This is a genomic window from Microbacterium pumilum (assembly GCF_039530225.1).
GTDB classification, from domain to species: Bacteria; Actinomycetota; Actinomycetes; order Actinomycetales; family Microbacteriaceae; genus Microbacterium; species Microbacterium pumilum.
Map to the genome: position 1 here is coordinate 4,101,238 of NZ_BAAAOH010000001.1, position 19,293 is coordinate 4,120,530.

Genomic DNA, 19,293 nt, shown 5'->3' on the forward strand with positions numbered 1-19,293 from the left:
AGGTGCCTTTCGGGGTCAGAGGCCGAGCAGTCGGGCGGCGTTGTCGCGGAGGATCGCGGGCAGCACGTCGGGTTTGATCGCGGTCTGCTCGACGTCGCGCAGCCAGCGGTCGGGCGTGAGGAGGGGGAAGTCCGAGCCGAACAGGACCCGGTCGTTGAGGTAGGAGTTCGCGGCGCGGACGAGCGACTCGGGGAAGTATTTCGGGCTCCAGCCGGACAGGTCGATCCAGGTGTTGTGCTTGTGGGTGGCGACCGAGAGGGCCTCGTCCTGCCACGGCACCGACGGGTGGGCCATGATGATCTGCAGCTCGGGGAAGTCCGCTGCGACGGGGTCGAGCCGCATCGGGTTCGACAGGGCGAGCCGCAGCCCGCGTCCGCCGGGAAGGCCCGCGCCGATACCGGTCTGGCCGGTGTGGAAGAGCGCGGGGATGCCGGCATTCTGGATCGTCTCGTAGATCGGGTAGAACCGGACGTCACTGGGGTCGAACCCCTGCACGGTGGGGTGGAACTTGAAACCCCGCACACCGTGGTCCTCGGCCAGCCGCCGCACCCGGTCGACAGCGTCGGGGCGGCGCGGGTCGACCGAGCCGAACGGGATGAGCACGTCGCTGTTACGGGCGGCACCGTCTGCGATGTCAGCGCTCGATATCGGCGGCTGGCCGAGCTGCGTCTCAGCGTCGACGGTGAATACCACCGCCGCCATGCGGCGCTCACGGTAGTACGCGGCCACGCTGTCGAGGTCGGGCCGGGGGCCGTCGGCCTTGAAGTACTTCGATGCAGCCGCCTCCAGGTCGGCCGGCAGCGACGAGTGGCCGTGCGCGTCGATCTCGATGTGCACGTGCACGTCGATCGCCGTGAGCGCATCGACGTCGATCGCGGGTTCGTAGTGCGTCATGATCCTAGACACCGGTCGTTGAGCGAGCGAAGCGAGACGAAACGCATGTCACCTCTGCAGCCCGTCAGGCAGCGGTGGGAACGTCTCGCCCACCGTCTGCAGCTGCCCACCGAACTCGGCGGTGAAGTCGGCGTCGAGAGCGTCGTACGACCAGCCGCCGTCCCGATATGCCGTCGCCACCGCCTCAGGATGCGACCAGACCTGCAGCCGGTCCCCACCGATGCCGATCGCCTGACCGGTGACGCCGGCCGCGGCATCCGACGCGAGGTACGCGATAAGCCCCGCGACATCGTCCGACGTACCGAAGCCGAGGTCGTGGCGGAAGAACGCCGGCATCGCCTCCCCTGCCGCGTCGGCTTCGACCGCTGCCGCGAAGTACGGCACCGTCGCCGTCATCGCCGTGGCCGCGACCGGAATGACCGCGTTCACCGTGATACCTGCGCGCTTCAGCTCGAGCGCCCACGTGCGCACCATGCCGACGATGCCAGCCTTGGCCGCGGCGTAGTTCGTCTGACCGAAGTTGCCGCGCTGACCCGTCGGCGACCCGATGCAGACGATGCGACCGGCGACCTCGTGCTCGCGCATATACGTCACAGCCTCACGGACGCACGTGAACGTCCCGCGCAGGTGCACGTTCACCACGGTGTCGAAGTCGTCGTCGCTCATCTTCCACAGCACCGTGTCGCGCAGCACACCGGCATTCGTAACCAGGATGTCGAGTCGCCCGAAGCTCTCCACCGCCGCAGCGACGAGCTTCCTCGCAGTCTCGGTCGGACCCACCGGAGCGACGACCGCGACAGCCTTGCCGCCCGCGGCCTCGATCGACGCGACCGCGTCAGCTGCGGTCTGCTCGTCGACATCATTCACGACGACGGATGCCCCGCGCCGGGCGAGCTCCTGCGAGTACGCGAGACCCAGACCGCGCCCGGATCCGGTGACAATCGCTACCTTGCCGTCCAAAGACATGACCACTCCTTCGTGCGTAGTACGACGAGACTCAACCCGAAAGGGACATCGAGTCAACTATTACTATCCGCAACTATTGGCAATGTCAATCATTGCCTGCCTAAACTATTCGGTATACTAAGGCGTATGGCAAGCGGGATGGAAACCATGGATGACGCATCGCTCTCGGCCGACGAACGCATGCGCAACTCCCCCCTGGCGGAAGACCTGAGCTTTCTTCTCGCCAGGGCCAACGCGCTCGCGCTTGCCGCTGGCAATCTCGCCCTCGCCGGGCACGGCCTGCGGGTGAGGTCTTACTCCGTCCTTGCGCTCGTAGTCGACGAGATTCGCCCATCTCAGCGGGATCTTGCCGCATTCCTCCGCCTGGATCCCAGTCAGGTTGTTGCCCTCGTCGACGATCTCCAAGAGCGAGGCCTCGTTCGTCGTGAGGCAAACCCCGCGGATCGTCGGACCAACGTCGTGGTCGCCACGACCGAAGGCCGAGAGCTGTTCGGCGCGGCTCAACGGGACACTCGCGCGGCCGAACGCGAACTGCATGCCCACGTTGCCCCGGCACAGCGCGCGGCCCTCAGTGAACTGCTTGAACTGATCGCCTTTCCTACGTGAGCGAGCCCCTAAAGACAGTCCCGCACCGCGTCGATGAGCGTCTTCCACCGCATGTCTCCGTGGGGTCCGATATTGCGCATTCGGCTGCAGATGTAGCCGAAACCGATCTCGTACTCGGCGTCCGCGATGCCCAGGCGGCCGCCCGCACCGGTGTGTCCGAAGGATGCGGGTCCGAAGCCAGGCATGCTGGGTGACGTGAGCTGGTAGCCGAGCCCGAACCGGATATCGGGCCCCGCAGTACCACTCTCGATGAGTGTCTCGACATCGTCAGTGCGCGGCTCGGTTGCCAGTCGCATCGTCTCGTCACTGACCAGTCGAACGCCATCGACGGGGCCGAGCAATGCGGCATACATCGACGCGAGCGCGCGAGCGTCGGTGATCGCTCCGATGCCAGGGCGTTCGGCGCTGTAGTGAGCACGAACCTCGTCGGCATCAGAGAAGTCCGGATCCATGGGTGGGTTCTCGCGCATGAACGCCTGCCGTTGCGCGGCGTACGATCCAGGCTCAGCCGGATCCTCGACCGGGACCATCGGGCTGATGCCTTCCCAGCGACCGGGGACCACCCTCCCATGAAGCGCATCCGGAAGGCCGATCCACATGTCGATGTTCAGTGGTTCGGCGATCAGGGCGCGAACGTGCGTTGCGATTGATGAACCGGTCGCTCGGCGCACCACTTCGTCGAGCAACGTTCCGTAGGTGACGGGGTGGTAGGCCATAGCGGTTCCTGGTTCCCACAGCGGCTCGGCGCCCGCAAGTGCGGCCGTAACCGCTTCCCCGCGATGCAGGTCAAGTCCTTGGAGGCCCGTCCCCAAGGGCGGATATGGCAGTCCGGCGGTGTGCGACGCGAGCATCGCGACGGTGATGTGTTCTTTGCCGCCGGCTGCAAATTCCGGCCAGTAGCTCGCCACGGGAGCAATCGGGTCAATGGCGCCCCGATCCACCAGCGCAGCCAGGACCGTGGCGGTGATTCCCTTGCTGGCCGACGCGACCATCATCAGGCCGTCTTCCGGCATGGGGCGACCGTTGACGACGTCTGTCCCGTCCCACAGGTCGACGACCCTGACACCGCGGTGGAAAACCGCAACGGCTGCCGCGTCTTCCCCAGGCTCCACGAAGTTGCGGTGGAAAGCCGCTGCGACGGCCCCGAATCCTTCCGACACACCCGCCGTCGCACTAGCGGCCATGGCACTTCACTCCGAAGGAGAAGGCGTCGGATGGTAGCCCGACCGCTGACTCGGTCATCCGAGGACCTTCAGAGCTCGGCGCAACGCCTCAAGTCGGGTCGATTCGATCAACTTGCTCAACGCGCTTTCAGGGGCCATCCCCTCGACGCCGTGCGCAAGTCCGGGGTACACGTGCAGTTCGGTCGCCACTCCCGCTTGTAGGAGGCGAAGGGCGAATGCGATGTCCTCGTCTCGGAATGGATCGAGTTCACCCACGTCGATGAAGACTGGCGGAAATCCAGCCAGGTCGGTCGCCCTAGCAGGCGCCGCATATTGATCGGCCGATCCCCCGCTGAGGTACCACGACCATCCTTCTCGGTTCTTCGACCCGTCCCAAAGGAGTGCGCCCAGCTCGTCGAACTCGCCGTTGGATGGAGTGGCGGTCCGGTCGTCGATCATTGGCGCTATGGCCAGGACGAAGCTGGGCAAGATGCCGCCTGAATCGCGGACGCGCAGAGTGGTGCCCAGCGCGAGTCCACCACCGGCGCTGGCGCCGAAGATCACCACTCGATTCGGATCGATGCCCAGCGTGTCCGTGTTGGTGGTCAACCATGAGAAGCCGTTCACGCAATCGTCCACAGGAGCCGGGAATGGGTGCTCGGGCGCGAGTCGGTACTCGACGCACGCCACGATGCACCCCAGGGTCTCGGCGAGGCGCAGCGCGGTGGGGTGTTCGAAATCGATGGTCCCGGCCCACATTCCCCCGCCGTGAATGAGGTAAAGGGCGGGCCTCGGGTCATCTGCTGTCCGTGGGCGGTAAACCCGAACCAGCACCGTCTCGTCTCCCTCACCGGCATGGTGATCCTGCCACGTGACCGTTTCAGACTCCGCCTTCGCGGGGAGAATTGCATCGAGAATGGCCACCGAAGTGGCTCGACGATCGACCACATCCATGGTCGGATAGTCCGCCGGGAACAGTCCCTCCACGGCGGCAAGTGCCGCACGATGTTCCGGGTCCATACGCTCGTGGAAGTCCATATGCGTCCTTTCGGGTTCGAATCGTCGGCTCGGATGCCGTCTCGGGTCTCGGTTCGACGACGACAGGGCGACTTCGGCGTGGACCTTCATCATCTTGTGCTTGGGGCATCGTGCGGCAAAACCGCCATCTGGCGTCCGAATGCTCGCTCTTGCGACGCAATGGCGGTTACGCTCGCCTACCGCAAATCGAAACACTGGCACGAGGGCGCCACCAGACAAACGCCCGTCACCGTCAAAGGAGATGCGATGCCCGAATCCAACCGTCCACTTGACCGCTATCGCCCATTGGGGCTCCTCGTCGCAACAGGTGTGGTCAGCGTTCTTGCACTCGCCGGCTGCGCCGCACCGGGCAGCTCAGCACCCGACTCGACCGAAACCCCGTCCGATGTCAGCGCCGAGCTCACATCGGATGACGTCGTCGTGTCGATGCTGCTCGAGTCCGGCGGCGCCCCCGCAGTCAAGTCGCTGGCCGCAGAGTTCACGAAGCAGCATCCGAACGTCACGTTCGACATCAAGGAAGACAACTTCCAGAATCTGACCGCGAACGCGGCGAAGATCATCGCGTCGCCCGATGCGCCTGATCTCGTGCGCTATCCAAACGTTGCTGAGCAGGCGAAGAACGGCACGATCACCAACCTCGACGCGTACGCTGCTGCCTTCGGCTGGGATGACTGGCCCCAGTCGCTTCTGGGTCAGATGCGCGTCAACGACGACGGCACGCGCGGCGCGGGTTCGCTCTATGGCATGGGAATCGGCTTCAACGTCACCGGCGTGTACTACAACAAGAAGTTGGCCGAGCAGATCGGAATGACAACCCCGCCCGAAACCCTCGACGACTTCGTTGCCCTGCTGGACGATGCGGTGGCAGCTGGGCTGACACCCATGTCGATGGGCAACAAGGGATGGAATGCCAGCTTCCCGCTCCAAGGCATCCAGAACCAGCTGCCCGGCGTCGACGACCTGCGGGACTGGATCTACCAGGTTCCCGATGCCACGTATGAGACCGACTCCGCTGTCGAGGCCGCGACCATGCTGCAGGACTGGAACAACAAGGGCTACTTCCTACCCGATGTCAACGCGATCGATTACCCAACCATGGTCAGCACTTTCGCCGAAGGCAAGGCGGTCTTCATCCTGGATGGCGACTGGAACAACGCGGCTTATGACGGCGCTGGAGGCACCGACACATTCGGCTTCTTCCCCTTCCCCCCGGTGACAGCCGATGGGAGCCTTGTCGCCATGGCGTCGCCGTCCACGTACGTCCTGCCCAAGTCCGCGAAGAACGCGGCAACCACCGCCTACTTCCTCAACTGGGTCGCCACCGACCCAGAAGCCCGCGAGATCGTCGTGACTCAGGCAGGATCCAACCCGGGCGGACCGACAGACCTGGAGCTGCCCACCATCGACCCGAGCTCGCTTGCCAGCCTGACATTGCCCTTCGGCACTGAGGTTTCGGACCAGGGCGGTGCTATGGACTTCATCGCGAACGCGACCGCGGGCATCTGGCCGACAACGATCGGCCCGAACTCTCAGCTGCTGCTGGCCAACAAGATGACGCCGGATGAGTTCGTCGCGTCGGTGCAGAAGCAATACGAGACAGAGCTCGGACGCTAACTGTGACTCACACTGAGGCTGGCCCCGCCCCACGGTCCAACGTCGGGGCTGGCCGCACTCCCTCCAATGCGGAGCGAGTGCGGCCGGCACCGAGCCTGAGGCGGAGGCGGACACGCTCCCTTCTCCGCCGGATGTCCGGTTGGCTTTACGTACTCCCCGCGCTGGGCGTCTACGCCTGGCTCGTCATCCAGCCTTTCGCCCTCTCGGTCCAGTACTCGTTCTACCAATGGAACGGCATTGGCCCATCGAAGTGGGTCGGGTTCGACAACTACATCGAGGTCTTCAGCGACCCGAACCGATTGGGTGCGATCGCCAACGCGTTCAAGCTGATGTTCTTCTACACCGTCCTGGCGGTGGCTCTGGCGCTGCTTGCCGCCGCAGTCACGCGGGGCATGACATCGCGATGGGGACGCGTGTCGCAGACCGTCCTGTTCTTGCCACAAGTCATCCCCCTCGTGGGTGCGGGCATCGCGTGGGAGTGGCTCTACCAGCCTCAGGGACCGATCAACGAAACGCTCCGCGCAATCGGACTCGGCGCGCTCGCCAAGCCATGGCTGTCGGACTTCGACACGGCTCTACCGGCCGTCGGCTTTGTCGGCACTTGGCTGCTGATCGGCTTGTGCACGATGCTGCTGAGCACAGGGATGGGAAAGATCGACTCCACCCTCTACGACGCAGCCAAGGTTGACGGTGCGGGACCCGTTCGCGAGTTCTTCGCGGTCACGCTCCCCGGCGTCCGAGCAGAGCTCACGGTGTGCGTCACCGTGACGCTCATCGCTGCGCTGGCCAGCTTCGACGTGGTCTACGTCATGACGAAGGGTGGTCCCGGGGTCGCGACCATGGTCCCCGGAATGGACATCTACACGATTGCCTTCGCACAAAACCGCATCGGTGCTGCATCGGCAATGGCCGTTGTGCTGATGATTCTCGTGCTGATCGTGGTCATCCCGGTACAGAGATTGATGGCGGAGAAACGATGAGTACCATTCGAACAAGCCCGCCGCGGCCCTGGACCGGTCGCATCGTGCTCTTCCTGCTCGTGATCATCACGCTCGCACCGTTCGTCGCGCTCATCGGCACTGCACTGCAACCTTCTGGGACGGTTCCGACCGGTTTGACCATCCCGAGCCCACCCCATTTCGAGAACTTCGTCACGGCGTTCCAAGTAGCGCAGCTTCCAACCCTGATGTTCTCGAGCGCGCTTCTGGTGGTCATGGTTGTGCCAGCGGCAATTCTGCTCGTGGTGATGGCCGCCTATGGAATCGTGCAGCTTCGAATCCCCGGGGCGCCCTTCGTGTTCCTTCTGTTTCTGCTGGGCCTGACCATCCCATACGAAAGCTTGATCACGCCCCTCTATTACTTGATGCGGGACGCGCATCTGGTCAACACGCGATTCGCGATCGCTCTGCCGCTCATCGCGCTCTACCTTCCGTTCGGAGTGTTCTGGATGCGCGCCCACTTCCTTGGTGTGCCGAAGGAACTCGGCGAAGCGGCCTCCATCGACGGCGCAGGGTCGTGGAAAGCCCTCCGCTACATCCATCTGCCCGTCGCCGCGCCGGCCATCGCCTCCCTTGCGGTGCTGTTCTCCTTGTGGACCTGGAATCAATTCATCATCGCGCTGGTGATGATGGATGACCCGCTCAAGCGCACCGTCGCCGGGGCGCTCGGGGCCTTCCAGGGAGAACACAGTACTGACCTGGTGCTGATCTGTGCCGCTGCAGTGCTGATGATGCTGCCAACGATCCTGGTCTTCATCTTCCTGCAGAAGCTATTCGTCTCCGCGCTACTCCAGGGGTCGGTGAAGGGATGACCGTGTCCTCTGGCAACCAACCGGTGCCGGCACCGCCGTTCGACCCGGAAATCGCTGCCGCGTTCGCCATGCAGCTCCAGCAGACGTCGCCCATCACGTTGGCTGACATCCCCTCGAAGCGAGCCGAGGACGATGCCGCCGCGGCGGATGCGGTCGAACGGATCACACAGCTGGGGCTGATTCGTGAGGATCACCAAGTCCGAAGCTACGACGGTGAAGCGATCGGACTTTCAATCGTGCATCGCCCAGAGCGCACCCTCACTAGCCCGCTGATCTACTACATCCACGGCGGGGGCATGATGATGGGCAATCGGTGGAGCGGCTTCGACGTGTATCTGGATTGGATCAACCGGTACAACGCTGTGATCGCGACGGTCGACTACCGCCTGGCACCAGAGGCCGTATTTCCGACCCCGCAAGAAGACTGCTACGCAGCGTACGAGTACCTGGCGAACAACTCCGACTTATTGAAGCTCAACCTGTCGAACGGGCTGATCGCCGGAATCAGCGCGGGCGGCGGGCTGGCTGCCGCCGTCACGCTAATGGCTCGGGACCGGGGAGGTCCGACATTCGGCGGTCAGCTACTTTTGGCGCCCATGTTGGACGACCGGGGAACCTCACCGTCCACTCGCCAATTCTCGACGGGTTTGTGGAACGCCGCCGAGAACGATTTGGGATGGCGGTCGGTGCTCGGATCTCTCTACGGAACTGATGAGGTGCCTGAGTACGCTGCACCCGCCCGTGCATCGGACCTCGGCCGACTCCCGCCGGCCTTCCTCGAAGTTGGCAGCGCCGAGGTCTTCCGCGACGAGGTCGTCGAGTTTGCCAGCGGAATCTGGAAAGACGGAGGCCAAGCAGACCTGCACGTGTGGTCGGGCGGATTCCACGGATTCGTCACGTTTGAGCACACAGTTATCGCTCAGGGCGCCGCAAACTCCCTTCTCAACTGGATGGACCGTACTCTGGGATTCACCGGGCGGCCTTGAGCTTGGCGGCTCGGAATCGTCCCGTAGCAGAACGAGGCGACGACACCCACCACGCAATGAAGGCGAGTGGCGATGAAGGAGCTTCTTCAGCGACTGAGCGCGGTCGACGAAGACGCCAGTGCCGCAGTGAAGATCATCCTTCATTTCGACACGCTCTTGAGCCAAGGCGCCGGCCTGGAGTCATTTGTTCGCGGTGCCGCCGTGTTGTCCGGGTACCCCGCGGGACTCGCCCATCCGCAGCACCAACTCTGGTTGCGAATCGATCAGCGTGGGCGCGCTGTCGAGCCCGTCGACGACCTGGACCTGATCAAGACCTGGGCGCACAAGGAGCTCGACGATGGATCCGGAGCGCTCGTTTGGGTCGAACGATCCGAGAACAGCGTCATCGACTCCGTTCTCCTCGAACGACTCGCGGCCGGGGTCCATCTCACGCTCGAGCGAATCTCACCCCTCAGCATCGAAGACGACGCCGGCGCCGTTGAGATCTTGCTCTCTAAGACGTCCCGCGACGCGCGGCGAAAGGCCGCCAGTCGCCTACGGCTGCCGGAATCAGCACTCGTCAGCATTGTCGCTTCGCCGGCTGCCGCACCTCCCCCCTACGCTGGTCGGTCCGCTCTCGTCTCGACGCCAGTGGGAAACGTCCGAGCATCTATCATCGAGACACTGACCTTCCCCAGCGGACTTCTCGCGGGTGTCGGTTCCGTCGTGACGCTCGAGGACTTGCCGCGCTCCTGGGCCCAGGCGCAGGTTTCGCTCCGACTCGCGAACCCGCTGGTGCCGATCGTGCGCTGGGAAGCGCTCGGCGGTCTTGCGCTGCTCGCGGATGTTCCTGCTGAAGCATCGCAGGGCCACCCCGACGTCGCCGCCGTCGGTGCGGCCGCCCGCGAATGGGGTCTCGATCTGCTGGAGGCCCTGGCGCGAACTGACAGCAGTCGAGCAGCTTCGGCCGCCCTCGGACTGCACCACTCGACTGTTCAGACGCGCCAAACGCGCGTGGAAGAGACGCTGGGTTTCAAGCTGGGGACGGCCGAAGGCCGAACGCGTCTCATGATCGCGCTTGCGCTTCACCGTCTCGCGGTGCCGACTTCGAGCGACGGCTGAGCTCCGCCGACCACATTCGTCGACGCCGGGAGGGGAATGCGAAATCGTCACCGGGACGAGGGGACTGAGATTGATTCACGCTCCACGACCGGCATTTCGATCAACACTTCCCGCTGCGCTTCCTGTGAGAGAAGCAACTCGACTGCCCGCCTGCCCATTGCCTCGTGAGGCAACGCCACCGTCGTCAGACCGGGTCGCAGATACGCCGCCAACTCGTCATTGTCGAATGACGCGACGGAGACATCGGTAGGGACTCGCAACCCCTCTTCGGCGAGCGCCTGGTATGCACCGAACGCAATTCGGTCGTTCAGGCATAACAAGGCACTGGGCGCTTGGTTGCGACGAAAGAGCGCTCTCGTCGCCTTGTATCCGCCCTCGGGTTCCCACAGCCAGATCGATTCCTCCGACATGAACGTCAGATCGTTCTTGGCCATCTCGCTCCGGATGCCGGCGACGCGCCGCGCCACAGTCACCGATCGAAATTTGTCGCGTTCGACTTCGTCGTTCTGCCCGATCAGGGCTATGCCGTCGCGGTGACCGCGCTCAATCAGAAGCTGGACCGCCCGCCTGCCGCCCGCCTCCTCGTCTGGCAGCACGGACATGGCGTGGAGTCGATTCGAAGCGTTGAGCATGACGACTGCGGTAGCGGACGGGAGCTCCGGGACGAAAAGCTCGCGGGCGCGCATCGTCGCAAAGATGATGCCGTCGACCTGCCGATCTAGAACGGCAGCGATCGCCTCCGCCTCACGCTGAGGATCGCCGCCCGTCTCTAGCAGCAGAACGACGTGGCCAGCGGCCTCTGCCGCCTCCAACGCGCCCTTGATCAAACCGCTGGCGAAGCGAGTGGTTGCGACGAGATCCGAGATGAACCCGATTGTGAGTGTTTTGTCGGTGCGGAGGCCCCGCGCAGCGACATTCGGCCGATAGCCGAGGGCTTGCGCGGCGGCATTGACTCGATCGTGCGCATCCTGCGACAAACGGGTGTCAGGCCGCCCGTTGAGAATCATCGAAGCCGCTGTGATGGACATGCCGGACAGGCGAGCCACATCGGCGAGCGTCGCGCGCTTTCCGGACATCACACTCCTTACGATTCGGTCACGCTACCCCAGTTGATTACTTTTCTGGCTTGACAAGCCGTGATCACCCCCACACTATTAGACCATGCTAAAAGCATTTAGCACCGGGCCGCCGGCACCCTCCGGCACTCGGCCAGATTCAACACACGGCCACCGCGGCACCACGCACGACCGCTGATGGCTGGCCGAGATCTGCATCACAAGACAAAGGAGTCAATCGAGATGTCAACCTCTCGCTCACGTGCTCGATTCGGAGGCACGACCGGCGCTCTCGCGGCTTTGGCCGTAGGCGCGCTTGCCCTCGCCGGTTGCGCCCCAGGAGGGTCGGGCCCAGCTCCGACCAATTCGACAGCTGTCAGTACCGAACTAACCACCGAGGACGTCGAGCTCACGATCGCAGACGAGACCGGCTTCCCTCTTACCGATGATCTGACGGCTGAGTTCACCAAGCAGCATCCGAACATCACGTTCAACGTCACGCGCGACACGTTCCAGAACCTGACGGCCAATGCCCCGAAGCTTCTCGCCGCGGACACGCCACCCGACCTGATCCGGCTCCCAACAATCGGTGACACAGTCAAGGACGGGTTGCTCGCGAACCTCGACCCCTACTTTGACGCCTACGGATGGGACACCTGGTCTCCCGCCCAGTTGGCGCCCCTGCGGGTGAATGAAGACAATGTGCGAGGCTCAGGCTCGCTGTACCAACTCGGCCTCGGCTACAGCGTCACCGGGATCTACATGAACACGAAACTCGCGGATCAGCTGGGCATCGATGCGCCACCCACGACGCTGGCAGAACTCGAAGAGGACTTCGCAACCGCCAAGGCCGCGGGCGTCCTGCCAATCATGGCAGGCGATAAGGATGGCGTCGTCAACTTCGTCGTCCAGGCAGCGATGAACCAGTATGGCGACCGCCAGGAGATGGCGGATTGGATCTTCAACGTCCCCGACGCGACGTATGACACGCCTGGAAACGTTGAGGGTGCGGACCTGGTTCGCAAGTGGGCCGATGCGGGCTACTTCCCGACCGATATCAACGCCATCGACTACCCCTCCTTCGTCACGCGTTTCCAGGAAGGGGAGGGGCTCTTCACCTTCAACGGCAACTGGGCCGCCGCAGACACTCAGGCAAAGATGGGCGACGACGTCCAGTTCTTCCTCGTGCCGCCGGTCGAAGATGGTGGGGACCACGTCGCCATGGGCGCCGCCAACTCGTTCTCCGTCGCCGCGGGCTCGAAACACCTCAATGAGATCGTGTACTTCCTCAATTGGATCCACACTGATCCGAAGGCGCGCCAGATCGTGACTGACGTCACGGGGGCCTCGCCCGGCGGTGATCCGAGCCTGCCGCTGCCTGAGGTCGCACCCGGCTCACTCATCGAGAACGCATTGGCAATGTCGGCCCAGATCAACGAGGAAAACGGCCAGGTCGACTTCATGGCCAACGCCACAGCCGGCATCTATGCGGGTGCGATCATTCCCGAGTCGCAACTCCTTGTCACCAGCAAGATCACAGGTCAGGAATTCGTGACAGCCGTGCAGGACTTCTACGCACAGGAACTCGCCGGCTGATGATCGCTGCAGCAATCGAACGAAAGGCGTCGGCCGCAAGTCAATGCGCGCCGAGTGCGCTGAGGACCCACTGACGTGATGACTTCGATTGCCCCCCGTCGGGCTGCAAAAGCTGCAGCCCGACGGGGAAACCTCATCGGATGGCTCTTTGCCCTCCCCGCCCTGCTCGCATACTGCGGATTCGTGATCTATCCGCTCATCGTTGGAGCGCAGTACTCGTTCTATCGATGGAATGGGGTTGGCCCTTCAGAGTGGGTCGGTTTCGCGAACTATCTCCGCGTCTTCACCGACCCGACATTGCTCGGATCGATCCGCAACGCATTCTTCTTGATCGCGTTCTTCACGATCATCCCCGTTTGCTCGGGGCTCATGCTAGCGACGCTCATCCGATCGATGAAACCTGGATTCGCCTCGAGCGCATCGCAGACAGTATTGTTCCTACCCCAAATCATCCCGCTCGCCGCAGCGGGCATCGCCTGGTCGTGGATGTATGCGCAGACCGGTGCGGTCAACCAGATCCTGAACGCGGTGGGCCTCGGCTTCCTGGCCAGACCGTGGCTCGGGGATTTCCAGACCGCCTTGCCTGCCGTCGGGCTCATCGGATCATGGGTACTTACCGGGCTGTGCACCGTTCTGTTCCTCACCGGTATCGGCAAGATCGACCAATCTCTCTACGAGGCGGTCCGTCTAGACGGCGCAAGCTGGTGGCGTGAGTTCTTCACGATCACCTTGCCCGGTCTCCGCCAGGAGATCGCCGTTCTCGTCACCTTGACCGTCATCGCTGCTCTGAGCAGCTTCGACATCATCTACACCACCACGCTGGGCGGGCCCGGCCGTGCGACACTCGTCCCAGGAATCTCCATCTACCGCATTGGATTCACGCAGAGCGAGGTCGGTCTCGCCTCGGCATTCGGGATCGTTCTCATGGTGCTGGTGCTCATCTGCGTGCTACCCATTCAGAGGCTCGCGAGAGCGGGTGAACGATGATCGTCAACAAGTCCGAGATCTACATCGGGCGGGCGGTACTCGTCGTCGTGCTTGCCATGACGCTGCTTCCGTTGATCAGCATGTTCTCCGCCGCGCTTCAACCGGCGAACGAGAACCCGACTGGTCTAAAATGGCCGACCGATCCGCAATGGAACAACTTCCTGACAGCCTTCGAGACGGGGCACGTCTGGCAACTAATGGGATCCAGCCTGTTCATCGTGATCTTCGTGATCCCGATCAGCCTTCTCTTCGCGACCTTGGCGGGCTACGCGCTGGGAAGCCTGCGGATCCGAGGTGGCCGGTTCCTCTTCGTCTTCCTCATCCTCGGCCTGACCATCCCCTTCGAGGCCCTGATCATCCCTCTCTACTACCAGATTGAAGCCATAGGAGTGCTGAACACCCAGTGGGCGATCATCCTCCCGCTGATCGGTCTGTACATGCCCTTCGGGATCGTATGGATGCGGGCTCACTTCATCGGCGTGCCGTCGGAGCTTTCCGAAGCCGCACGTGTCGACGGAGCCACAACTATGCAGGAGTTCCTTCGAGTTCAACTGCCGTTGGCCCGGCCAGCGATGTCGGCCCTCGCGATCCTCCTCTTCCTGTGGACCTGGAATCAGTTCCTGCTCCCCGTCGTGCTGGTGGCCGACCCGCTGAAGCGCACGGTGGCAGGCGCGTTGACGTTCTTCCAAGGTCAGTACTCAAGCAGCATCCCGCTCCTCAACGCAGGCGCGCTCATCATCATCATCCCGACGATCATCGTGTTCGTCATCTTCCAGCGTCAGTTCATCCAGGCCCTCCTGCAAGGGGCGGTCAAGGGCTGATTGGTCACTCCCATCCCGCTTCCTCCCCGGTCGTCCTTCGGACGCGCCACGACCCCCAAAAAGAATCCGGACCCGATGACCTTTTCGCTCGACACCCACTGGGTGTGGGACTTCTGGCTGGCCGACGACGGCGACCTGTTCCATATGTTCTACCTCCACGCGCCGAAGTCGCTCGGGGACCAGCATCTCCGCCACCGCAACGCGAAGATCGGTCACGCCACATCGCGCGACCTCAGAGTCTGGACCGACCTCGGAGTGGTCCTCGAACCCGGGAGCGAGGGAAGCTTCGACGAGACAGCCACCTGGACGGGCAGCATTCTTCGCGGTCCAGACGGGCAGTGGCGGATGTTCTACACGGGGACAAGATTCCTCGGTCCAGACACCCACACGAACGTCGAGACCGTGGGAGTCGCCATCTCGACTGACCTCCACACGTGGACCAAGGCCCCCGGACCCATCACCCAGGCCGACTCGCGGTGGTACGAAACGCTCGGCGACTCCGGCTGGCCCGAAGAGGCATGGCGCGATCCGTGGGTATTCGCCGACCCCGACGGCAACGGGTGGCACATGTTGGTCACGGCAAGGGCGAACGAAGGCGACGAGATCGACCGCGGCGTCATCGGCCACGCGACCTCTCACGATCTGGAAACGTGGCACGTGCAACCTCCGCTGAGCCTCCCGGGAGCCGGCTTCGCTCACCTCGAGGTCCCGCAAGTGACGCTGATCGGAGACCGCACTGTCCTCCTTTTCTCCTGCGATAGTCAGACCCTTGCCGGTACCCGCAAAGGCGAGACGGGGGGTATATGGGTTGCCGAGTTGGATTCGGCTACCGCGCTCTATCCAGTGGGCCAAGCGACGCTTCTGACCGATGAATCGCTCTACAGCGGGCGGCTGGTGCGGGACCGAACGGGCGAATGGGTGTTGCTGGCCTTTCGGAACCACACCGACAATGACGAGTTCGTTGGGATGCTGTCCGACCCCCACCCAATCGATTGGCCAGCGAACGACGGAGCACCGTCATTGGCAATGCGGGCGGGCAGAGCATGAATGTGCAGCTAGACGGCACGGTTGCGACAGGACTGGAGCCCGTCCGCGACGCGTTCGAGGCCAGCTTCAGAGGAAAACCCGAAATGGGCGCGGCGCTCGCAATCCGCTTCCGCGGCGAAGTCGTCGCCGATCTCTGGGGCGGCTTGGCAGACCCAAGCCAGCGGATTCCTTGGAGGAAAGACACGCTGAGCGTGATCTTCTCGTGCACCAAGGGATTGGTGTCGATACTCGCGGCCCGACTGGTCCAGGACGGACTCCTCGACTACCAAGCTCCCGTTGCGGAATACTGGCCCGAGTTCGCCGTCGCGGGAAAATCCGGCGTGCGGGTGATGGATCTCCTGGCCCATCGCTCCGGCCTGTCTGCGCCTCGTGAGCCCCTCGAACTTGGTCAGATCATCCATTGGGACACGGTTGTGCGCCAATTAGGGGCACAGGAGCCATTGTGGGAGCCAGGAACTGGCTACGCGTACCATGCGATCACACATGGCTGGCTTATCGGCGAAGTCATCCGGCGGATTACCGGTCGCAGCGTCGGCGAGTATTTCTCCGACCTGGTCGCGGCACCGCTTAATGCGGATGCATGGATCGGGCTACCAAGCCGCCAAAGTGCCCGAGTGGCTTCCATGCAGGTCGGATCGACCCTTTCCGAGCTGACCCGACAACAAGCCGCCGCGCGAAAGCCGGACACGATCGACTGGGGCCTGCAGGCAATGACGTTAGGTTTGGCCCTGCCCCCCGAGTTGGTCGCCCCCGGCGAGGGTTTCAACGATCCCGCGGTGCAGGCTGCAGAGATCCCGGGCGCCGGGGGAATCTCCACGGCGCGTGCACTGGCGAGCATCTGGTCATCAACGATCACGAACACAGATGGGGTTCGACTTCTCGACGACGCCACCGCCGCTGTCGCCACAGTCCCACAGAGCGAAGGTCCTCCCGTTTGGGATGTTCCGGCCCCGTGGCCCCGATGGGGAATGGGATTCCAGCTCGACTCGGAGGCTCGCCGATACCTCGGCCGGTCGGGATTCGGGCACGATGGCGCCGGCGGCCAGTCGGCTTTCGCTGACCCAGAGTTCGGCATCGGATTCGCCTTCCTCACAAACCAGATGGAGGCGATTGACGACCTCCGAGCGACGAGCATCATTGACGCGCTCAGGCACTGTCTCGCGTGACGTGCGCCAGTGACGGGGAATTCGGTTCGATAACTTCATGCCACGTGGGCGCGCCCACCAGCCGTGATATCAAGGACTGCGACGAGGCCGAGTGACGTCGGTATTCCCTGACAGCTCGACTTCCGCGACGTAAAGTTGTTGTGGTGTGGCGGGAGACGATGAACCGGAATGAGCTCCGCGTTGCGACGGGGCCGGGAACGGACGAGTCTTTCGGTCTGCGGTCTGACCGCTGTCGACGGCGCTCGAATTCTGAACGGTTTCGGCGCTTGAAAAGTGAACGGTTGCGGGCAGTCTAGCGACGGGTTTCGTCGGTGGTGGTGCGGATACTGGGGAGGCTGTCGATGCCTCGCCCGCGGAGCCGGTAGCTGGCGCCTTTGAGGGTGAGGACGTCGGCGTGGTGGACGATTCGGTCGATCATCGCGGCGGCGACTGCTTGGTCGCCGAAGACGCCGCCCCAGCCGCTGAACGGCAGGTTGGAGGTGAGGACGAGCGACGCGTGTTCGTAGCGAGATGAGACGAGCTGGAAGAACAGGTTCGCGGCGTCTTGCTCGAACGGGAGGTAGCCGACCTCGTCGACGATGATCAGCCCGTAGCGCCGCAACCGGGCGAGCTCCTGCGGGAGCCGGCCCTGCCGGTGCGCGTCGGTGAGGCGAGCGACCCAGTCCGTCGCGGTCGCGAACAACACCCGATGCCCATGCCGTGCAGCGACGATCCCGAGTGCCGTCGCGAGATGGGTCTTCCCGGTTCCGGGGGGACCCAGCAGCACGACGTTGCGGGCTTCCAGCAGGAACCCGCCCGACGCGAGAGACGCGATCTGCTGCCGACTCGCGGGTTGGGCATCCCAGTCGAAGTCCTCGAGCGTCTTCCGGGCCGGGAACCCGGCGGCTTTGATCCGCAGCTCCGCGCCGGACGCATTGCGGGCGCTCACTTCCCGTTCGAGGACGGCGGCGAGATAGTCCTCGAACGACCATCCGGCGTCGCGTGCTTGATCAGCCATCCGGCCGGCGGCTTCGTTGATCCGTGGTGCTTTCAGAGCGCTGGCGAGATAGGTGATCTGCTTCGCGGCGTCCGTTGTCTTCGTCGATGCCATCAGTCGGCCTCCTCACCGGCGAGACCGAACGCTCGGTCGTAGTCGCTCAGGTCCCGGGCCAGGTCATCGCCTGCGACGACAGCGCGAGGGTGCTGGAATTGCTTTCGAAGACGGGCTGCGAGCTCCACGTGCCCGGGATCGGTGACGGTCATCCCTCGCGCCCAGACCCGCGCGTGGTCGGCGACGACCCGCCCGTCTGCGCGGACTCTGACCCTGTCCAGGTCGGCTGACACGTCCACGAGCCGTCCGATGATCCGTGGATCGACGGAGTAGTCGTTCGTGTCGAGTCGGACGTAGTAGTCCCGTCCGAGACGGACCCGGTTCCGCCATCCCAGATGCAACGGGATCGGCGGCAACGGCAGCATCGCCGCCCGATCCGCGTCCAATCGATCGACCGGCGCCGCCTTCGTGGTGCGCACCACCCGGCCGTTGATCCGCTCCAACCATGCCGTGAACTGCGCGTCAAAGTCCGCCGGTGAAGTGAACGACCGGCCGGGCATGAACGACTTCTCGAACCATCCGTTGCGACGCTCAACGACACCCTTGGATTCCGGATCCTTCGGTGGCAACAGCACGAGCTTCGTCGCCAGCGTTCCCATGAACGCGTCCACCCCGGTCGCGTGTCGCTTCCCGCGGCCGATGCCGGGCTCGTTGTCCCAGATCAGCCGGCGCGGAACCCGACCCAGCTGTTGGATCAGCTCCCATGACCCCAGCAGCAGATCCTCGGTCTTGCGCGTCGGGATCATCCTGGCGGTGATGAATCGCGAATATGCCGGTGTGATCACCAGCACCGGTAACAGCTTTGTCGTGCCGTCCTCGAGCGGGATCTTCTTAGGCGGGAACCACAGATCGCACTGGGCCGCGTCACCGGGATCCCAGGTCAATCGGTCCGCAGGGTCGATTCTGCGATGCTCCGGTCGCAACCGTTTCACGTTCTCCCGGAACCACGTGATCGAGCCCGGCCATTCGACCCGCTCGGCGATCACCACCGCCGGCAACTCCGGATCGTTCTCAAGCAGGGCACGCACCCGCGCCTCGAACGGAGAGAACGACGTCGGGGCCGCTCGCCGCTCATATCTGGGCGGCGCATCTGACTGCACCGCCTTCACGACGGTGGTTCGCGAGATCCCCAACCGCTCAGCGATACGCGCCTTCGGCACGCCCTCCGCCGCCAGCCTCCTGATCAGCGCCCAATCCTCCAAAGTGATCACTCTCCAATCGTTGAGTGTTCACTTTTCAACCGTCGTTACTGTCCAGTTTTCGAGCGTCGTCGACAACCGCTCATGACCCCAAGTTCAGAAGGAGCAACTTCTTGTCTCCTCTGGCAACTCGACCGGGCGATCTTCTGCGCAA

The 19,293-nt window shown here is 63.7% G+C and carries 18 protein-coding genes; 11 read left to right on the plus strand and 7 right to left on the minus strand.

All coding sequences use genetic code 11. The annotated features are described in order from the left end of the window. Window positions 1–15 precede the first annotated feature (15 nt). Both ABD188_RS18500 and ABD188_RS18505 read right to left on the minus strand, forming a co-directional pair. Window positions 16–894 carry an amidohydrolase family protein gene (locus ABD188_RS18500; protein WP_344065824.1) on the minus strand — a complete coding sequence of 293 codons (879 nt, stop codon included), beginning with the start codon at window positions 892–894 and terminating at the stop codon, window positions 16–18. A gap of 48 nt (window positions 895–942) precedes the next feature. Continuing rightward, window positions 943–1,860: an SDR family oxidoreductase gene (locus ABD188_RS18505; RefSeq protein ID WP_344065827.1), complete on the minus strand. Its 918-nt coding sequence runs from the start codon at window positions 1,858–1,860 to the stop codon at window positions 943–945. Between the two features lie 126 nt (window positions 1,861–1,986). On the opposite strand from ABD188_RS18505, the gene ABD188_RS18510 reads away from it, so the two are divergent. Beyond that, on the plus strand, window positions 1,987–2,466 hold the full coding sequence (locus ABD188_RS18510; RefSeq protein WP_344065830.1) for a MarR family winged helix-turn-helix transcriptional regulator: 480 nt from the start codon (window positions 1,987–1,989) through the stop codon (window positions 2,464–2,466). Window positions 2,467–2,474: 8 nt separating this feature from the next. Here the strand turns inward: ABD188_RS18510 and ABD188_RS18515 are convergent, their stop codons facing one another. Both ABD188_RS18515 and ABD188_RS18520 read right to left on the minus strand, forming a co-directional pair. After that, window positions 2,475–3,650 (minus strand): serine hydrolase domain-containing protein, encoded by a 1,176-nt coding sequence (locus ABD188_RS18515; protein ID WP_344065834.1) that lies wholly within the window; start codon window positions 3,648–3,650, stop codon window positions 2,475–2,477. Window positions 3,651–3,704: 54 nt separating this feature from the next. Further along, window positions 3,705–4,583, minus strand: a complete 879-nt coding sequence (locus ABD188_RS18520; protein ID WP_344065838.1) for an alpha/beta hydrolase — start codon at window positions 4,581–4,583, stop codon at window positions 3,705–3,707. Window positions 4,584–4,745: 162 nt separating this feature from the next. On the opposite strand from ABD188_RS18520, the gene ABD188_RS18525 reads away from it, so the two are divergent. The 5 genes from ABD188_RS18525 to ABD188_RS18545 all read left to right on the plus strand — a co-directional run bounded on the left by ABD188_RS18525 (window position 4,746) and on the right by ABD188_RS18545 (window position 10,178). Next, window positions 4,746–6,281 carry an ABC transporter substrate-binding protein gene (locus tag ABD188_RS18525; RefSeq protein ID WP_344065841.1) on the plus strand — a complete coding sequence of 512 codons (1,536 nt, stop codon included), beginning with the start codon at window positions 4,746–4,748 and terminating at the stop codon, window positions 6,279–6,281. A 131-nt stretch (window positions 6,282–6,412) separates the two neighbouring features. Then, window positions 6,413–7,261, plus strand: a complete 849-nt coding sequence (locus tag ABD188_RS18530) for a carbohydrate ABC transporter permease (protein ID WP_344065848.1) — start codon at window positions 6,413–6,415, stop codon at window positions 7,259–7,261. Continuing rightward, window positions 7,258–8,091, plus strand: a complete 834-nt coding sequence (locus ABD188_RS18535; protein WP_344065851.1) for a carbohydrate ABC transporter permease — start codon at window positions 7,258–7,260, stop codon at window positions 8,089–8,091. Before ABD188_RS18530 ends, ABD188_RS18535 begins: the two co-directional genes overlap by 4 nt. A 2-nt stretch (window positions 8,092–8,093) precedes the next feature. Then, on the plus strand, window positions 8,094–9,077 hold the full coding sequence (locus ABD188_RS18540) for an alpha/beta hydrolase (protein WP_344065854.1): 984 nt from the start codon (window positions 8,094–8,096) through the stop codon (window positions 9,075–9,077). Window positions 9,078–9,149: 72 nt separating this feature from the next. Continuing rightward, window positions 9,150–10,178, plus strand: coding sequence for a helix-turn-helix domain-containing protein (locus ABD188_RS18545; protein ID WP_344065857.1), 1,029 nt, complete (start codon window positions 9,150–9,152; stop codon window positions 10,176–10,178). A gap of 47 nt (window positions 10,179–10,225) precedes the next feature. On the opposite strand, the gene ABD188_RS18550 is transcribed toward ABD188_RS18545, so the two are convergent. Beyond that, window positions 10,226–11,254, minus strand: a complete 1,029-nt coding sequence (locus tag ABD188_RS18550; protein WP_344065860.1) for a LacI family DNA-binding transcriptional regulator — start codon at window positions 11,252–11,254, stop codon at window positions 10,226–10,228. Between the two features lie 279 nt (window positions 11,255–11,533). On the opposite strand from ABD188_RS18550, the gene ABD188_RS18555 reads away from it, so the two are divergent. The 5 genes from ABD188_RS18555 to ABD188_RS18575 all read left to right on the plus strand — a co-directional run bounded on the left by ABD188_RS18555 (window position 11,534) and on the right by ABD188_RS18575 (window position 16,850). Beyond that, window positions 11,534–12,829 carry an ABC transporter substrate-binding protein gene (locus ABD188_RS18555; protein ID WP_344065863.1) on the plus strand — a complete coding sequence of 432 codons (1,296 nt, stop codon included), beginning with the start codon at window positions 11,534–11,536 and terminating at the stop codon, window positions 12,827–12,829. A gap of 78 nt (window positions 12,830–12,907) precedes the next feature. Beyond that, the gene (locus ABD188_RS18560; protein WP_344065867.1) at window positions 12,908–13,816 is read left to right on the plus strand and encodes a carbohydrate ABC transporter permease; all 909 of its coding nucleotides are present in this window, start codon (window positions 12,908–12,910) and stop codon (window positions 13,814–13,816) included. Further along, complete coding sequence (locus tag ABD188_RS18565) at window positions 13,813–14,637, plus strand: carbohydrate ABC transporter permease (protein ID WP_344065870.1); 825 nt, start codon at window positions 13,813–13,815, stop codon at window positions 14,635–14,637. The genes ABD188_RS18560 and ABD188_RS18565 overlap by 4 nt, the downstream gene beginning before the upstream one ends. Before the next feature lie 75 nt (window positions 14,638–14,712). After that, complete coding sequence (locus tag ABD188_RS18570; protein WP_486348059.1) at window positions 14,713–15,684, plus strand: glycoside hydrolase family 68 protein; 972 nt, start codon at window positions 14,713–14,715, stop codon at window positions 15,682–15,684. Then, a complete protein-coding gene (locus ABD188_RS18575; protein ID WP_344065878.1) occupies window positions 15,681–16,850 on the plus strand; it encodes a serine hydrolase domain-containing protein in 1,170 nt (389 codons plus the stop codon). Before ABD188_RS18570 ends, ABD188_RS18575 begins: the two co-directional genes overlap by 4 nt. 292 nt (window positions 16,851–17,142) lie before the next feature. Here ABD188_RS18575 and istB read toward each other — a convergent pair whose 3' ends face one another. Together istB and istA are read right to left on the minus strand one after the other, a co-directional pair. Beyond that, complete coding sequence (gene istB / locus ABD188_RS18580) at window positions 17,143–17,940, minus strand: IS21-like element helper ATPase IstB (protein WP_344065881.1); 798 nt, start codon at window positions 17,938–17,940, stop codon at window positions 17,143–17,145. Then, window positions 17,940–19,151: an IS21 family transposase gene (istA, locus tag ABD188_RS18585; protein ID WP_344065884.1), complete on the minus strand. Its 1,212-nt coding sequence runs from the start codon at window positions 19,149–19,151 to the stop codon at window positions 17,940–17,942. The genes istB and istA overlap by 1 nt, the downstream gene beginning before the upstream one ends. Window positions 19,152–19,293 lie beyond the last annotated feature (142 nt).

Excerpts from the sequence above, each read along its gene's own strand:
- ABD188_RS18500 (WP_344065824.1), bottom strand. The coding sequence starts at position 894 with ATGACGCACTACGAACCCGCGATCGACGTCGATGCGCTCACGGCGATC.
- ABD188_RS18505 (WP_344065827.1), bottom strand. The coding sequence starts at position 1,860 with ATGTCTTTGGACGGCAAGGTAGCGATTGTCACCGGATCCGGGCGCGGT.
- ABD188_RS18510 (WP_344065830.1), top strand. The coding sequence starts at position 1,987 with ATGGCAAGCGGGATGGAAACCATGGATGACGCATCGCTCTCGGCCGAC.
- ABD188_RS18515 (WP_344065834.1), bottom strand. The coding sequence starts at position 3,650 with ATGGCCGCTAGTGCGACGGCGGGTGTGTCGGAAGGATTCGGGGCCGTC.
- ABD188_RS18520 (WP_344065838.1), bottom strand. The coding sequence starts at position 4,583 with ATGGATGTGGTCGATCGTCGAGCCACTTCGGTGGCCATTCTCGATGCA.
- ABD188_RS18530 (WP_344065848.1), top strand. The coding sequence starts at position 6,413 with ATGTCCGGTTGGCTTTACGTACTCCCCGCGCTGGGCGTCTACGCCTGG.
- ABD188_RS18535 (WP_344065851.1), top strand. The coding sequence starts at position 7,258 with ATGAGTACCATTCGAACAAGCCCGCCGCGGCCCTGGACCGGTCGCATC.
- ABD188_RS18545 (WP_344065857.1), top strand. The coding sequence starts at position 9,150 with ATGAAGGAGCTTCTTCAGCGACTGAGCGCGGTCGACGAAGACGCCAGT.
- ABD188_RS18550 (WP_344065860.1), bottom strand. The coding sequence starts at position 11,254 with ATGTCCGGAAAGCGCGCGACGCTCGCCGATGTGGCTCGCCTGTCCGGC.
- ABD188_RS18560 (WP_344065867.1), top strand. The coding sequence starts at position 12,908 with ATGACTTCGATTGCCCCCCGTCGGGCTGCAAAAGCTGCAGCCCGACGG.
- ABD188_RS18565 (WP_344065870.1), top strand. The coding sequence starts at position 13,813 with ATGATCGTCAACAAGTCCGAGATCTACATCGGGCGGGCGGTACTCGTC.
- ABD188_RS18570 (WP_486348059.1), top strand. The coding sequence starts at position 14,713 with ATGACCTTTTCGCTCGACACCCACTGGGTGTGGGACTTCTGGCTGGCC.
- ABD188_RS18575 (WP_344065878.1), top strand. The coding sequence starts at position 15,681 with ATGAATGTGCAGCTAGACGGCACGGTTGCGACAGGACTGGAGCCCGTC.
- istB (WP_344065881.1), bottom strand. The coding sequence starts at position 17,940 with ATGGCATCGACGAAGACAACGGACGCCGCGAAGCAGATCACCTATCTC.